Here is a 15690-nt window from a genome sequence, read left to right on the forward strand (position 1 = left end):
AACCCATTTCTGCGGTTCGCAAATGTCTGGCATAGCCTGAACCACGACTTGCTGAATTACGAGCAGAACTGGAATTGCTGCCGGAGGATGTCTGTATGGACTGTCTCTACTTCGGTCCGGGAACGCGATAGAAGTTTGGCGATTTCCTCGAACGTGAGTTCTTCGTAGTTGCGGAGAATGAGAATGAGACGTTCGATGCGAGAGAGTTCAGAGTTCGCTGGTTTCATGCTAGTTGTTCGTCTGCGGGAACTACAATTTGAAGTGAAAGGTTTCCTGGACGCTTCGCCACACCCACTCAGCGGCCGTTTGTTCGGCGATGGTAATTCTTGCTCGTCCCCGCATTCCTGGCTTCGTAGCGAATGGCGGGGTGGGCATCGCCAGTGTGGCACGGTAAGCCGAGCGAGTTAGGACTTCGTCATTCTGTTCGTTGGACACCGTTGCGAGTGGTCCGCCGAATTTATTCGAAAGCGATGGCGGAGCTGTTTTGACATCCGCTGGGGCCAGATTCGTAATCGCCGTCGAAACCGTTTGACCGGGCATGCCATCGAACAGGATCTTCACGGCAGCTCCGCGAATCACTCGGTTTCGGTCGGATTGATCGATTAACAAGACCGCTTCCGTTTCCGCAGATGGGGCCAAACTCAGTAGGTGAGTCCGCGGAGGCAGCCAACAGCCTTGGTTCTCGGCGTCCAATGGAGATCCCTCCCAGGTCGGCAGGGAATCTTCGTCGGCCGAACTTTTACGAACCGGCGGCGGGGCAATCACGACACCATCACAGGGCGCGACCACTTCCAACCGCTCAAGTTTTTGCTTCGCTTCGGCCAACCGATCGCGTGTGGTTTGCAGCGTGGCATCGGCGAGTTCTTTTGACGGATGATCCTTTAAGATCTCATACATGCGAACTTCCACTTCTTGCGACTCGATGGTCATTTCCAGTTGTCGCACGCGTTGTTCCTGTTCGAAGTTCGTACATCGCGCGAGGACTTGCCCACTGACAACGTGTTCCCCCGGTTGCACAAGAACTTCTGTGAGTGCTCCTGGTGTCGAAGTGTAAACGTGCCGGACTCCGTTGGGTTGCAACGTTAGCGGGGCTTCCACACGAATCGGCAACGGAACGAACCACGCCGCCGCTCCAAGCGTTCCTAAAACCGCCAGGGTTCCCAGTACGCGAATCGGTTGAATCTTTTGTTTTCGAGGCATGGTTACGATCCGAACGACAGACATTACAAGACCGGCTAACACTCCGAAAATCGAAAGCAAGCCCAGAAACAATCCGAGAGTTTGCAAACCGTAGGGTTTCAGCCATTGGTAGAGCGTAAAGACAATTGTGAACGCAATGAACCAGCGGTAGCCGGCGGCGGCGATGGAGTACAACACAAATCGCCAGCGTCCGCGATCCGGTAGAAACGGGTCACGCGGCAAATGAATGCCAAAGCACAACCGCGCGAATGTGTTCCGTAACAAGCGGTCGGCTTTGCCTCGTAGGTTTGGAATTTCCAACCAATCGCTGAGGATGTAATAGCCGTCGAATTTCAACAATGGATTTGCATTGAAGATGACGGTCGTGATTGTCGTCACCAAGAACACGTTTAACGCTAGATAGTGCAGCAACCCCGGTTCCGTGTGCCACCACACGATAATCGCAACTGCGGAAACGGCGACTTCTGCCACCATCCCTGCTGCGGCGATACCGATCCGCTGCCATTTGCTGGGAAGAATCCACGAATCCGTCACGTCACAATACAAACACGGGCTAAACACGAGAAACGCCACACCGATTTCGTGACTTTCACGCCCCGCATGCCGACACGCCAAACCGTGAGCGATTTCGTGGAACAGTTTCGCCGCTCCAATCGTCAACCACAGATACGCCAAGTTCGGCCAACTGAAGAACTGTTGAAATTCCGGCAGACGACGTTCGAACTCTCCAAAGTTGATCAGCAAGAAAATCCAAGTGACCGCGACGCCCACACCGATGCCGAAGAGACAAATCGGGTGAAACAGCCACTTCATCAAAGGGTAGAGGAACGAAAGCAAGCCCTGCGGGTCCCAGCCTGGGACTTTGATGTAGAAGATGTTCTTGCAGGCGGCGAAGAACCGTTTTCGACGCTGTTCGCGTTCCCAATCACGAAGCGTTTGACCTTGGCCGTTACGTTCGCTGACGACCAAACCCTTTTTGTGCAAGTCGTGCACCAAACGGTGAATGTCTGCCAGTGTCGGCCGGAGTGTGGGAAACTCCTGTTGCAATTCCCGCCGGATTTCCTCGGGACTACGCTGTCCATCCAACAATTCCAACACGCGGAACTGTTCGCTACGCAGCCGATAGTATTCCAGCGATACCGGATCTTTGACGACATAGTCTTCAAAGTCCTGGTAGGCGATGGTTTCGATCGACAAGTCCGACCGCATCCGAATCGGAATCGGCCGTTTAGTCGTGTCGATGAGGTAGCTGGGCGTTTGGCTCATCCGTGAGCGAGTGGATTAATGGAATGGAGCAGACCGCAAGAATGCGGGATGTACCATTTCCAGCCATTTGGGGCAAGATGTTCCGTCAATCGGCAACGGCGATGGTTTCGTCGTTGACCTTCGCAGGGTTATTTTCTTCCTTCTGGAACCAACCTCCGTAAGCAAAGAACATAACCGCGAACAACCCCCAGCCAATTGCCACACCGAAACCACGGTAGACAAGACCAGTCTCCGGGGTGGGTTGGAAGAGGAATAGAAAATCCAAGCTGTTGCCGCCCATCTGATAAGCGTGCATCAAGCCAAGTACCGTAAACACACTGGCCACAAGTGCCCATATCCCGGCGGAGTAGAATTTCTTGTCGATCAAGTTAGCGGAAATGGCCGCGAGAATCATGCCGGTGAAAATGTAACCGCGTTCCATCACAAAGAGCCCATGCGCGAGGAAGCCATTCAGTTGGGCCTGCGGATTGTCCGTCAGTAGCTGTTCGAGTGTAATTCCACCGGAACCGGCGAGCATCACAGCGATGAACGCGCCCTGTGCCACCGTTGCTCCCCACGCTGCAATTGCCGGAAATAACCCGATTGCCACGGCCGGTGCATGTTCACGCGGCGTTTCTTGAAAACTCTGCGAGGTAATGATCACGCCAATCCACAGCAAAATTCCGATGCCCGCCTCCAGGGGAATCAGTTGGCTGATGGCAGAGACCGTTCCTGTGAGACAAATGATCGTGATGACCAATCCATTCAATGTCGAATACCCAGCCCGCGCTCCCAACCCCTTCCAGCCTGGGTGGCCGATGTAAATTGTCGTCGGGAAGCAACTCCCGAACAGGGCAGCGGCAATCGTCCCCAGTCCGTTGGCGGCGAGTGACGTTCGGGTGTCGAATTCATCACCGGAGGCGGCCGCCGATTCAATGTTCTGCAAACTTCCGACGAGATTGAACAACCCCATCGGTATGATGACGGAGAGATACCCGAGCCATTGTGGAGAATTTCCGAGCACCTCCCAAATCGCCCCACCCGCGAACGAAGGTAAATAGAAGCCCGCTGTTTCAGTGGCTTGGGTGAATCCGTCCCAACTCATTGCGGGACCGGTAAGCGACTCCGGCAAAATCAGTGGTCCGAGCCAACCCACGATCGCTCCGAACAACACCGCCACAAACCCGCCTGGCAATCCCAGCGGAAATCCGACCCGTGAGAAATACGTCAGCAACACGACCGCCAATGCGAGCATCGAAACCAATGGGCGTTGGAACATGTCCAACGTGAACTTCATCGAGATGAAACCGATGGCAATTCCGGCAAGTGTCGAGAGTAAAGCCGCTCGCGGCGTTTTGCGACGGACAAAACCGGCGATGAATGCCCCCCCGAATTCGATCACCCCGCTTCCCAGACACGCGATCAAACCCATTTGCCATGCAAATCTCGCCGGGTCTTCATAACCTTCGGCCGTCGCTTTTCCGAAGGCCGGCAGCATGACGAAGTAAACGTAAACGAGCAGCGATGGCGTGTTGATCCCGTATGGCAATGCGGTGACATCGTTCCGCTCGGTTCGCTTGGCCAAGCGGTGTGCCTGCCAAGCGTAGAAGATGTTCCCTAGTAACAAACTCACCGCAACGCCGGGAAAAATCGCTTCGAGCAGTAGCGGTGAATCTGCCGGGATTCCGCAGTAGCTGCAGAGAACGACGATCAAAAGAAGTTGGACGAGATTATCAATAAAGAGTCCAAAGAAACCGTCCAAATCGCCTTTGACGAAGTACGGATACCGGCTGCGTGTCATCGGATGTCAGTCTGGAGTTGGAGTCAATCAGGAGCGCGACGCGGTGGCTTGTGGTTCTTGCGGGGTGTCAATCGAGAGGTTCGTCTTCCGATATCGACTGAATGGCTGCTGCGGCCGCCCGACGCACGAATTTGTTGCGTTCGCGCATGGCAGCCGTGAGTTCCGGCAACGCCGATACCGCATGTTTGCCGGCTGTTCCAAGCCCGCGTGCGGCGGCACGACGAACTTGCCAATCTTCGTCGGTCAAAAGTTCGACTAACACGGGCAACGCAGATTTCCGCACGTTCGGATCGTGATCGATCAGTCGACCGAGCGCAATTGCGGTTCCGCGACGCTGGTCGCTTGAATCATCTTCGGCGGCTTTCTTGAGTTCCGCGAGCGATGTTTCCGAGACTTTTGTCAGCGTCTCGGCAATCGCATCGACGACATCTGTGTCCGATGTTGCCAACGCCGCGACCAAAGCCGGCACATGCGGTTGAAGGTTTTGATCGAGCGTGCGAAATGCGATCGCAGCATTTTCTCGGACTTGGGCATTAGCATCGGAGAGCGATTTCGCCAACGCATCGGCCGTTTCCGGCGAACGAGGTGCAACCCGAGCAATCGCGAGCACGGCAACCTGGCGAACGTATTCGTCGTCGTCGGTGGTTCGTGCAGTCAACACCTGCAATTCGTCCCGGGCCCCTTCACCGATCCGGCCCAACGCCCGCACAGCTTGTCGGCGGACACGCGGGCTGTCGTCCTGTGTGGCGGATGCAAGGGCTTTAGCGGAACCTGCAGCCTGTTCGCCAAGCACTGCTAATGCATCTGCCGCTGATGAGCGAATCACGATTTCCGAATTCGTCAGGAGCGTCGCCAACTTGTCGACTGCAACTTTGGCACTAGGATCAACCTGTGCCAATCCCAAAGCTGCCGCCACTTGGACTTCCGGTGTTTTCGCATCGAGAGCCGATGTGAGCACGTCGCGGGATTCCTTGGCCACCGGTCCGATTTCCCCGAACGTGCGGGCGATCACCGCTTGACGTTCCGCGTCGGATCGCTCGAAGACTTTGATTAACTCCGGTACCGCGGGTTTCGCGGCTGCGCCGAATCGACCCAACGAGACAGCCGCCGTATGACAGACAAAGGCACTTTTGTCATCGAGCTTCTTGACGAGTGCGGGAACGATTTCCTTTTCCACCGGACCGATTTCCGCCAGGGCTTCCACGCAAGCGGCTCGTGTCGGTTCGTCGGAATCGTCAAGGTGTTCGATCAAACTTGGCACAGCGGGTTTGGCGGCCTCGCCGAGTTGGAACAACGATCGAGCCGCCGCATACCGATTGATTGGGTTGGCATCATTCAATTGTTTGACCAGGGTTTGCACATCGTCTGTGGAGGTCGCAGCGTCTTGAGCCAACAGCGTCGGCGTGATGCAAACGAACGCCACGATCCACATCCAACCGGCACAACGCGGAGATTTTCGAGTGTTCATCGAACGCCATTTGTCATGAGTGAAGAACAGGAATTCAACATGGCTGTCATCATAACAGCGGTTGATCACTGATGCAGCGCAACGAAAAACCCGCCGATTGCAACCGGCGGGCTTTCGTTCGTCAAACGTCGTCACGAGAAACGCAGTGACTTACTTGCCGTCACAGTAGCTCAATGCCATCAAGGCGTACGCAGTGGAAAGATTCGGGTCACCTTCGTACCACCGCGGAGCCGTGTTGACCCAGCTTCCATTCTCTTTTTGTAGTTCAACCAGTGTGCTGGACAGATCGGTTTTCCAGTTGTGAGACTTTCCGTCGGCATCTTCGATCGTCGAATTGCCCAAGGTATCCAGGGCTTTCGCGAACGTGTGGAAGTAATAGAACCGACCTTGCTGGCCCAACCCGGGATTCTCGGTCAACGTGTAGTTTTTTTGAATCCAGGAGTATGCCGCTTTCACACGCGGATCTTTGGGCGTGAGACCGGCGTAGATCATGCTTTTCAAACCGGCGTAGGTCATTGATCCATACGATCGCAAGCCGCCGTTATCGGTTTCGCCGGCTTGAGACGTACCGCCGGCAGCGGGTGTGTAATAGAAGCCTCCATCGTCAACCTTCGAAGCGAACTCCGTCGTGTTGTGTTCGGTTTCGAGGTTCTGTGTACGGGAGACGAAGATCAAAGCCTTTTTGATGGCAGGATCATCCGGGCCTGCTCCCGATGCTTTCAACGCTTCCAGCAAGTATTGGGTGTTCGACAAGTCGGGACGCGAATGCCCACCGTAACCGGCACCCCCGTAGGAAGTATCGGAGCTTTCGAGGCCTTCGCCCTCATCCCATTGCAGTCCTCGGAGGAACTTCGCTCCATTGGCGATCACATCACTGTATTTCTTGCTATCGAGGTTGCTAAGAGCCAACATCGAAATCGCGGTTTCATAGTTACGGTGATTGCTGTCGGCAGCGTAGATTCCGCCGTCTTTCTGAATGTGTTTCTTAAGATAAGCGACGGCCTTTTGAACCGACTCATCCGATTCCGGGACGTCACTGAGTACCAACGCATTCAAGCATAAGGCGGTGATTCCGGGCGACTTGTCGGTCGTCCAGTATCCCTCTTCGTTCTGGGAGATCTTGAGAAACTGCACGCCTTTCTCAACGGCTTTTTCACGGGCATCGTTTGACTCAGCGGCGGACGCAGTCGAGGCGATAGCCGCCATTATGGTGAATACAACGAGTTTCCGAACTACTGACATAGGTCACTCCTAAATTGTATGGTTTCAAAATTGGTCGAAGGATCAAAAGTCGGACGGAATGACTTCACCACCGCTGCGGGTGCCCAGTCCACGCCATATGGCAAGGTCGATCGATTCACTCACGGATCGCACCGATCCATCCACCAATGCCGCATTGACAATCCCAGCGTGATAGCTGCGAGAAGTGATTGCGGCGTATGTGGGGCTGCCGGCATTGCCGTTGCGGCCTTCCTGCCAGGAGTTGTAATCCGCATCGATCTCCGTCCCGCCTTGATTATACGGAACGAAAGTATTCGGCGTGAGTGTCGTGGTGACACCCGTGTGATGCACGCGTCCGTCCGGCCATTCCGTATGCCCAGTGCCTTTTTCGTCGGTACCAGTTGCCGCTTGTGTTGCAACTGCTGCCGCATTGGCGGGAATCGCTGTGTTCGAGGGTCCGCCGTTGCGATTATAAAACTGCCAAGCTTTGACCTCGGCGGCCAATAACGTGTTTGTCGTGCCATCGGTAAAAGCGGCGATCCGCAGTTTTGCATTCGGGTAGAACGCCCCGTCACCTCCACGGTTGGTGGCCGGGTCGTACACGAACCATGGGCCAAAGTTGAAACCGTAATTCGTGGGATACAATGTCGGTCGACCATCAGTGAAAGTCCGAGCTTCATCCGAACGGGGATCGCTTGGGCAGGCATACGGAGGGATTTTCACTCCATCGATCACAGTCTGGCTGTCCCAAGCCGCTACCAAATCCACTTGTGCGTAGATATTGCCTTGTTCCAAATACGGCAGAATCCGCCCATGCACGCCCCAAGAACCGTTGTTGCCGGTGGACGATACACTCAAGTCGACAATCGCACTCGGTGGCAGAACGTTGTTCGTGGAAATGTAGTTGTGAATCGCCAGCCCGAGCTGCTTCAAATTGTTCTTACATTGGGTCCGACGTGCCGCCTCACGAGCCTGCTGCACCGCTGGCAATAACAATGCAATCAAAATGGCAATGATCGCGATCACGACCAACAGTTCGATTAGGGTAAAGCCTTGTCTTCGATGGGTCTGCATAATCTGTCTTTGCTCTTTCATTCATCTTCCCATTCTCAAGAGTAAACCTCCCCGGCATCTGAGACGACTTACAGTCGATATTCTAACCGCCAACGTCAGCGGAAAGTATTTGAATAGCATCACCCTGGTGAATTCGTTCTGAACTGTCCTTGACGAATCTTCGACCATTGATGCTTGCTATAAAACCCGGTAACAACTTGTGTTCCGTCAAACAATGCTCGGCAAATGCCGGAAGTTGACTCGCCAAAACGACATATAGACGCTCGATCGTCGCGTCGTCGGGAACTTCAATCGTGTGCTCTGCGACGCCAATCCGTAAACGTGGAATTCCGAAAAACTCAACGAGAACTTTCATATCATCGCCTGAAACGACGTCAGCCCGATTTCCTCCCGACACGCAAACGGTTCCGCATATGCTGTGCCGATTGTCCAGCCCCAATACCGTGCTCGATCTCGAATGTCGTCCAAAGGAGCCGGAAATTCTTGCGATTTCCCGACGAGAAACTGGCTTTCGTAACACCGAATGGCCGCCATTTTTCGTTCGATGACGTCACTGATATCGAACACGAATTTCGGATTCGGACGGATTCGGAGGTGAATGCTCCAAAAATAGAAGAGCTTAGGTGGCCAATACGGATCGCCGAGCATGTCACTTTTCGAAAGTTTCGCCCAGAAGCGGGCGTCATCGACCAGTCGGCTGGCTGCAACGTGATCTGGGTGGGCGTCTTCCCAGTATGGGGCCAACAAGACACGAGGGCGTGTCAACCGAAATACTTGTGCCAGTTCACGTTTCGCATCAAGCGTGTTTTCCAAACTCCGGTTCGTCAGCCCGAGATGGTAACGCCAGGAGAGATCGAGGATCTCCGAGGCAGCAGCAGTTTCTCTTTGACGAATTTCCGGAGAACCATGAGGAGTGGGTTCGCCGTTGGTGAGTTCCACGACACCGACTCGCAAGCCCTCGGCTCGACATCGCAAGATCGTCCCGCCGACACTGATTTCCGCGTCATCGGGGTGCGGAGCGACCACTAAAATGTCCAACGGTTCATCCAACGGCTTCAATGTTGTCTCCGATCCAGAGGGAAAATGGCAAATCGCAACAGCGGGAATCGGCAAGAGTTGCCAGGGGTTGGCAACTTTCGTATCGTTTCCTACCGTAAGTTCTCCGAGGCAGCCCACGCAAGTGCGGCGAGCAACTTCGGTTGGTAACATGGGGCTTGTGAAATCGGTGGCATCCGGTGCTGCGGACGGTTGGTCTGTGAGTGCAAATTGCTAAACGACTACTTAGATATCAGCAATTGCTTGCAAAACGCGGTGGATGCCAACCATTTTTCATGAGTGACTTTTGCATCAGTGATTACCCAGAGTTGTATGCCGCAATTCTGAGTGTAGTCGGTTTTGAAGGGACATCCCGGTGGCAGAAAAAGTTGTGATTATTGGTTCCGGACCGTCGGGATGGGCCGCTGCCATTTACGCAGCTCGTGCGGAATTGGAACCGCTTGTCTTCGAAGGCGCGGAGACCGAAGAGAACCGTGTGCAAGGAACCATGCCGCTCGGTCAGTTGAACTTGACGACAGAAGTCGAGAACTACCCAGGGTTTGCGGCAGGGGATATGGGCGGATATCTCGATTCGGCTTTGCCGGAAGAGTTGGTTCCCTACCGTGATCCGAAAGCCGAATCGCATCGAGCGGTTACCGGTCCTGAGTTGATGGAACTCATGCGGCAACAGGCGAAGAATTTCGGCACTCGGATCGTGACTGATGACATCGTCGAAGTCGATTTCTCTGAGAAACCATTCAAACTCACGCCGAAAAACGGCGACCCGGTCGAAGCCCATGCGGTAATCATCGCCACTGGTGCTCGTGCGAACTGGTTGAACTTGGAGAGTGAAACCAAATACAAGAATCAGGGTGTCTCCGCATGTGCCGTTTGCGATGGGGCTTTACCTCGGTTCCGCAATAAACCGTTAGTCGTGATCGGCGGTGGCGATAGTGCGATGGAAGAGGCAACGTACCTCACCAAATTTGCCAGCCAAGTTCACCTCGTCCACCGACGTGATGAACTTCGTGCCAGCCCGATTATGGCCGAACGAGCCAAAAACCACCCGAAGATCACAATTGAGTGGAGCACCGAAGTCGACGAGGTTCTCGGCGACGATAAAAACGGTGTGACCGGTGTTCGCCTCAAGAGCACGAAGGAAGTCGGCGAGACGAAAGAGATCGAAGCCGGCGGAATGTTCGTCGCGATCGGTCACACACCGAACACTGCCTTTCTTAACGGTCAGATTGAACTCAACGAAGCTGGCTATATCGTCTGGAAAACCCCGTTCCGGACACACACGAGTGTGGAAGGTGTGTTTGCCGGTGGTGATGTCGCCGACGATCATTACCGTCAAGCCGTCACCGCTGCCGGGACCGGCTGTATGGCGGCCCTTGATGCTCAACACTACCTCGAAGAACACGGCCTAACCTGAAAGACGTTTTGATGTTGACCGAATCTGGATGCCGAAGTCGTCAGGAACGGCTTTGGAACGCACTGCCTGAAGGCGTGGAATGGGTGTTGATTGCCGACCCGCGGCATGTCCAATACCTCTGCAACTTTTGGGTCAATCCGATTAGTTTCTCGCTCGGCGAACGTGGTTTGCTTCTTCTGGAACGCGAAAACGGCTCGACGTTGCTGGCGGACAATTTTTCGCTTCGCTCGGCGGCCTCGACTCCGTTCGTCGATCGGGAAGTGGATCAAAAGTGGTACGATCATCGACACTCCGTCGACAACCGTGATCACGCTCTGCTAGCAGCTCTCAATTCGATCTCGGAACGACTCTACGCGCATGAGGGAGTTGTCGAAGCCGAGTGGTTGCCTGTGGGAGCCTATGAAGTTCTCGGTTTGGATCACGAGCGACATTCCGTGACAGCGGAACCAAACCGGCGGGCGGGTCTGTCGGTTGACTTGGGGACAACGCTGCGGGAACTCCGTCGACAAAAAGATGCCGACGAAATTGCGTTGCTCAAGCAGTGCATGAAAGCCGGCGATGCGGGTCATGCCCGGGCGCGAGAATTCATTCAACCGGGCGTGACGGATCTGGACGTGTATCGCGAAGTTCAGTCCGCTGCGGTTGCTGCCGCTGGACGTCCGGCAATCGTCTACGGTGATTTCCGGGCCACCAACGCCGAAACTCCCAAAGCCGGGGGACCGCCTGCCAACAAGACGTTGGAAGAGGGCGACCTGTTCATCCTGGATTATTCCGTGGTGATTGACGGATACCGGAGCGATTTCACAAATACCTACGCCGTTGGCAAACCGACTGATCAACAAGAGATGATCTTCCGTCTCTGCGAGGCTGCATTGGCATCCGCCGAAGCCACACTTCGTGCGGGAGTCGCGGCGAAGGATGTCTTTGCGGCAGCGACAAAGCCCTTCGACGAAGCTGGTTACGGCCCACTGACTCATCATGCCGGTCACGGGTTGGGACTCGGACACCCGGAAGCGCCAATTCTGGTTCCCGAAAGTACCGACAGCCTGATCGCTGGCGATGTGGTAACGCTTGAACCCGGCTTGTATGTGGACGGTATCGGCGGTGTGCGGATCGAAAATAACTATCTCATCCTCGATGACGGCGCAGAGAAGTTGAACAACCATCTGATCGCCCTGACCTAATTTCGCGTGGCCCGTCCACAGCGTTGTCGTTGTGGGCGTTGCCATTCCCGATTTGAATCATGCTCATCCCAGCGTGGGCATGCCACTTGGCTCTTCGATAGAAGTGCGATCCGGTCATGTCCCGTTCGCTACCGTGGATCGACGCCGCTTTGGAGCAGTTGCAAGCCGACGGTTTGAAACGCGAACGTCGAGTGTCATCCGATTCGTCCCTGATCTCGTTTGCGTCGAACGATTATCTCGGGCTGTCGCGTGATCATCATGTCATCGAAGCGGCAACTGCTGCGTTGCAACGGTATGGCGTTGGTTCCGGCGCAAGCGCGTTGGTGACCGGCTACACCGATGCCCATCGGGAATTGGAAACTGCACTCGCCGACTTCGAAGATGAAGAGTCGGCGATTCTGTTTCCCAGCGGGTACGCTGCCAATGTCGGCACGCTGACGGCATTGATGAATTCCGAAGATATCGTCTTCTGCGAGCGACTCAACCATGCCAGTCTGATTGATGGATGCCGACTGTCGCAGGCTCAGTTTCAAGTCTTTCGCCATGACCAACTCGATCGACTGGAAAGTCGGTTGCAGCGGTCGATACAGTATCGACGACGGGTAATCGTCACGGATTCTGTCTTCAGCATGGATGGTCATGCCGCCGACTTGCGTTCGCTTTGCGAAATCGCGGAACGGTACGATGCGGCTGTCGTCGTCGATGAAGCACACGCAACGGGCCTGCTCGGCGAACATGGACGTGGTGTTGCCGAGTGGCAAGGTGTTTCCGATCGAATCGCGGTCTGCATCGGTACGCTAAGCAAAGCTATTGGCGCTCTTGGCGGGTTTGTTGCGGGCCCTCAGTCCTTTACGGATTGGTTGTGGAATTCCGCTCGATCGCAGATGTTTTCGACGTCACTTCCGCCAGCAGTTTGTGCTGCAGCGACTGCAGCTGTTCGCATCATCGGAAATGATCCGGAACGTCGGCAACGTGTGTTAAAGCTTGCAGACTCGTTGCGATCTCAACTCACCGAAGCCGGTTTCACGATTCCAAAGGGCGGGGTCAGTGCGATTGTTCCCGTCATCCTTGGTGATCCCGAAACGACTGTACGTTGGGCGGCGGAACTCGAAACCAGAGGATTTCTCGTCGGTGCAATTCGCCCTCCGTCAGTACCAACCGGGACGTCCCGACTACGAATCGTTGTTCGTGCCGATCATCAATTGGACGACATCCAACGGTTATTCGACGCACTGTGCGAGCTTCGACAGTCGCTTCCACTGAACTTCAACCGTTTCCCGTCGGAAACGAAAAGCCCTGAGCATGCGATATGACTGAAACTCTCACGACCGCGCCGGCAAATACCCGCGATGGATTCGAAGCCGAATATCCGTTTGCGTCCCGCTTTCTGAACGTCGATGGTCACCGGATTCACTACATCGACGAAGGGACCGGTCCGGTATTGCTGATGGTTCATGGCAACCCGACTTGGAGTTTTGCGTGGCGAAACTTTGTGAAAGATTTGTCGCAGGACTACCGGGTGATCGCCATTGACCATCTCGGGTGTGGCTTTTCTGACAAGCCACAAGACTACGACTACTGTCTGGCGAATCACATTCAGAACTTGACCACACTCATCACCGACTTGGAATTGAACAATATCACATTGTTTGCGCATGACTGGGGTGGTGCGATCGGGATGGGAGCTGCGAATCAGTTGCCCGAACGGTTCGAACGGTTTGTTCTCTTCAACACTGCGGCGTTTCGTTCGCAGGAAATTCCGCTGCGAATTGCGGTTTGCCGGATTCCGGTTCTGGGACGCTTGATGCTCCGCGGCTTGAATGCGTTCTCGCGGGCCGCGGTGCGAATGGCCGTATCCAAACCAGAACGTATGACGAAAGCCGTCCGGAAAGGATACCTGGCACCGTACAACAACTGGGCCAATCGGATTGCTGTCGCTCGATTTGTCGAAGACATTCCGCTGAAGAAGTCGCATCCAACCTATGCAACTCTTGAGGAAGTGGAGAATGGACTGAAGCAATTTCAGGATCGCCCCATGCTACTCGTTTGGGGCGAACAGGACTTTTGTTTCACGACGAACTTCCTCAAAGAATTTCAACGCCGATTTCCCACAGCCGAGACACTTTCGCTCCCCGATGCGAATCACTACGTCTTTGACGATGCCCACGAGGTAATCTTGCCCCGAGTTCGCGAGTTTCTAGCAGGAAACAATTCATTCGAACCGAGAAGCTCGAATTGAGATTTCGAGGCTGCGAACGCCACGGCTTCAAGACACTTTGAATCGACCGCGAATAACCGCGCAAGACGGCAAACTTACCATGCGACAGTTACCGTTACTTATCGTTCTTCTTACGAGCTTACCGTCCGGTACGAGAGCGGATGAACCGAGCCGTTCGCAATCACATGCGACAATGGGACCAGCTGTGTTCATGACTGCGAACGATTTCTCGATCGCAACCGGAAAGCCATCGTTAGTGCAAATGTCTCGCGGATCGACGCACATTCCCGTTTGGTCTCTATCGGGGGGCACGCCGGGGCAATCCGTATCCGGGGTGGCAGCTGGTTTTTCCCATACCGTTGCCGCGATCAAGGTCGAGATCATTGTCACAACGAATGACGCCGCGACGAGTCCCGAGTTCTCCGATGTTTATCGAGTTCACCTGTCTCAAATGGTAGACGACGAGGCATTCACCGAACGGTATCGCCTCGGCAAACCCGTTCAGACTGTCTTACCGAAAGGGCCATTTCAGACTCGAACAATCTTGCTAGAGTCCTATTACGAAATTGTTCCTGAAGCACCTCTAACAGTACGGATTCAACGAGAGCCTGCCCTTCCTGAAGATACCTTCACACGCCCGACTGGACTGGCTGCAGTGAAGATAACTCCTCTCAGAGCGCCCGCGGAGCCAAGAGTCGTTCAAAGTGTGGCTGGTTACAATTCTTGGCCGATGATCCAGGCGATCGGTGGAAAACTTGTCTGTACTTACAGTCGCGGAACCGCCCATACGATTAACGAAGACGCTCGGGCGGTTTTTGCGCGGACTTCGACGGATGGCGGAAAAACGTGGACGGCGGAAACAACGGTTGCGGATACTCCCGGCTATGGCGAAGTGACGGTTGGCAAAGGTTTGGACTCCGAGGGAGCAATGCTTCTTTGGGTCCGTCGGATCGGAAAGGATTGGAACCATGACCTGTATCGCTCTAAGGACGGCATTCACTTTTCACGCCTTGCGACTCCAAAGCTCGATGTGCAACCAATGCAGATTACCGACATCTTTGACGTTCCCGATGTCGGACTGATGTGTCTATGGTTCGCGGGGAACTACAGTCAGCAAAACGTGCACTCCTGGGGCACCATGACTAGTAGCGACAATGGTGTAAGTTGGACGCAAACGACCATTGAGTCCGAATTGGCGAAAAGCGACTGGCCAACCGAACCGGCGGCGGTTTACCTCGGGGACGGTAGAATCCTCGCGGTCGCCCGTACAGAAACTGGCCCGTCTCAATTTCAGATGGTCTCACAGGACTCTGGTAAGACATGGACACGTTCACGGACCAATATTAGTGACATCGCAGCATCGACTCCCACTTTGATTCATGACACCAAAACGGGACTTGTGAGCAATTACTACTACGAACGAGGTCGTGGACTCCTGCGACGACGCGTCGTCGATCCCGCCTTCATCTTTGATAACCCAAAGAGCTGGCCTCATTCCGAAGCCGTTGCGATTGGTAGCCAAGTGAAGTTCGATTCCGGAAATGCCAATGCCACCGTGATTGGTGACACACATTACGTCGCCTACTATTCCGGCAAAGCCCCCAATACATCGATACTCGTCTCAGTCCATCCCGCCCCCATTGCAGACAACTAGATCGAGTTGCGGTTTCGCGGCGTATTGATTGCGAATGTGAGATTCAATCAGACGTCTCTTGATAGCGGGTCTCGAAAACAGAAAAGCCAACCGAAAGCTTGAAGCGGTCTCGAAAGAGAAGGCTTCAAACCTTGGTTGGCGTTTTTTGTGATTAA

At 54.5% G+C, this 15690-nt stretch carries 12 protein-coding genes; 5 read left to right on the forward strand and 7 right to left on the reverse strand.

The features are described 5' to 3' along the window. Nucleotides 1-56 precede the first annotated feature (56 nt). From AC5DDB_RS05230 to bshB1, 7 genes are all read right to left on the reverse strand, one after another. Complete coding sequence (locus tag AC5DDB_RS05230) at nucleotides 57-227, reverse strand: sigma factor-like helix-turn-helix DNA-binding protein (protein ID WP_491738632.1); 171 nt, start codon at nucleotides 225-227, stop codon at nucleotides 57-59. A 22-nt stretch (nucleotides 228-249) separates the two neighbouring features. Then, complete coding sequence (locus AC5DDB_RS05235) at nucleotides 250-2466, reverse strand: PqqD family peptide modification chaperone (protein ID WP_491738633.1); 2217 nt, start codon at nucleotides 2464-2466, stop codon at nucleotides 250-252. Between the two features lie 85 nt (nucleotides 2467-2551). After that, entirely contained in the window at nucleotides 2552-4246 is a 1695-nt protein-coding gene (locus tag AC5DDB_RS05240) for an NCS2 family permease (protein WP_491738634.1), read from the reverse strand. Nucleotides 4247-4313: 67 nt separating this feature from the next. After that, nucleotides 4314-5714, reverse strand: a complete 1401-nt coding sequence (locus tag AC5DDB_RS05245; protein WP_491738635.1) for a HEAT repeat domain-containing protein — start codon at nucleotides 5712-5714, stop codon at nucleotides 4314-4316. A 150-nt stretch (nucleotides 5715-5864) separates the two neighbouring features. Then, nucleotides 5865-6956, reverse strand: coding sequence for a prenyltransferase/squalene oxidase repeat-containing protein (locus tag AC5DDB_RS05250; protein ID WP_491738636.1), 1092 nt, complete (start codon nucleotides 6954-6956; stop codon nucleotides 5865-5867). A 42-nt stretch (nucleotides 6957-6998) separates the two neighbouring features. After that, a complete protein-coding gene (locus AC5DDB_RS05255; RefSeq protein ID WP_491738637.1) occupies nucleotides 6999-8030 on the reverse strand; it encodes a DUF1559 domain-containing protein in 1032 nt (343 codons plus the stop codon). Nucleotides 8031-8360: 330 nt separating this feature from the next. Beyond that, the gene (bshB1, locus tag AC5DDB_RS05260) at nucleotides 8361-9218 is read right to left on the reverse strand and encodes a bacillithiol biosynthesis deacetylase BshB1 (protein ID WP_491738638.1); all 858 of its coding nucleotides are present in this window, start codon (nucleotides 9216-9218) and stop codon (nucleotides 8361-8363) included. 202 nt (nucleotides 9219-9420) lie between these two features. Between bshB1 and AC5DDB_RS05265 the strand changes: the two genes are divergently transcribed. From AC5DDB_RS05265 to AC5DDB_RS05285, 5 genes are all read left to right on the forward strand, one after another. After that, nucleotides 9421-10479, forward strand: coding sequence for an NAD(P)/FAD-dependent oxidoreductase (locus AC5DDB_RS05265; protein ID WP_491738639.1), 1059 nt, complete (start codon nucleotides 9421-9423; stop codon nucleotides 10477-10479). Between the two features lie 11 nt (nucleotides 10480-10490). After that, nucleotides 10491-11663, forward strand: a complete 1173-nt coding sequence (locus AC5DDB_RS05270) for a M24 family metallopeptidase (RefSeq protein ID WP_491738640.1) — start codon at nucleotides 10491-10493, stop codon at nucleotides 11661-11663. A gap of 116 nt (nucleotides 11664-11779) precedes the next feature. Next, on the forward strand, nucleotides 11780-12976 hold the full coding sequence (gene bioF / locus AC5DDB_RS05275) for an 8-amino-7-oxononanoate synthase (protein ID WP_491738641.1): 1197 nt from the start codon (nucleotides 11780-11782) through the stop codon (nucleotides 12974-12976). Continuing rightward, the gene (locus tag AC5DDB_RS05280) at nucleotides 12973-13902 is read left to right on the forward strand and encodes an alpha/beta fold hydrolase (RefSeq protein WP_491738642.1); all 930 of its coding nucleotides are present in this window, start codon (nucleotides 12973-12975) and stop codon (nucleotides 13900-13902) included. Before bioF ends, AC5DDB_RS05280 begins: the two co-directional genes overlap by 4 nt. Before the next feature lie 190 nt (nucleotides 13903-14092). Further along, the gene (locus AC5DDB_RS05285; protein ID WP_491738643.1) at nucleotides 14093-15535 is read left to right on the forward strand and encodes a sialidase family protein; all 1443 of its coding nucleotides are present in this window, start codon (nucleotides 14093-14095) and stop codon (nucleotides 15533-15535) included. Nucleotides 15536-15690: the final 155 nt, after the last annotated feature.

The sequence above is a fragment of the Thalassoroseus sp. genome (assembly GCF_984380535.1).

Excerpts from the sequence above, each read along its gene's own strand:
- AC5DDB_RS05270 (WP_491738640.1), top strand. The coding sequence starts at position 10,491 with ATGTTGACCGAATCTGGATGCCGAAGTCGTCAGGAACGGCTTTGGAAC.
- AC5DDB_RS05250 (WP_491738636.1), bottom strand. The coding sequence starts at position 6,956 with ATGTCAGTAGTTCGGAAACTCGTTGTATTCACCATAATGGCGGCTATC.
- AC5DDB_RS05240 (WP_491738634.1), bottom strand. The coding sequence starts at position 4,246 with ATGACACGCAGCCGGTATCCGTACTTCGTCAAAGGCGATTTGGACGGT.
- AC5DDB_RS05245 (WP_491738635.1), bottom strand. The coding sequence starts at position 5,714 with ATGAACACTCGAAAATCTCCGCGTTGTGCCGGTTGGATGTGGATCGTG.
- AC5DDB_RS05255 (WP_491738637.1), bottom strand. The coding sequence starts at position 8,030 with ATGAAAGAGCAAAGACAGATTATGCAGACCCATCGAAGACAAGGCTTT.
- AC5DDB_RS05235 (WP_491738633.1), bottom strand. The coding sequence starts at position 2,466 with ATGAGCCAAACGCCCAGCTACCTCATCGACACGACTAAACGGCCGATT.
- AC5DDB_RS05280 (WP_491738642.1), top strand. The coding sequence starts at position 12,973 with ATGACTGAAACTCTCACGACCGCGCCGGCAAATACCCGCGATGGATTC.
- AC5DDB_RS05285 (WP_491738643.1), top strand. The coding sequence starts at position 14,093 with ATGACTGCGAACGATTTCTCGATCGCAACCGGAAAGCCATCGTTAGTG.
- bshB1 (WP_491738638.1), bottom strand. The coding sequence starts at position 9,218 with ATGTTACCAACCGAAGTTGCTCGCCGCACTTGCGTGGGCTGCCTCGGA.
- AC5DDB_RS05230 (WP_491738632.1), bottom strand. The coding sequence starts at position 227 with ATGAAACCAGCGAACTCTGAACTCTCTCGCATCGAACGTCTCATTCTC.
- bioF (WP_491738641.1), top strand. The coding sequence starts at position 11,780 with ATGTCCCGTTCGCTACCGTGGATCGACGCCGCTTTGGAGCAGTTGCAA.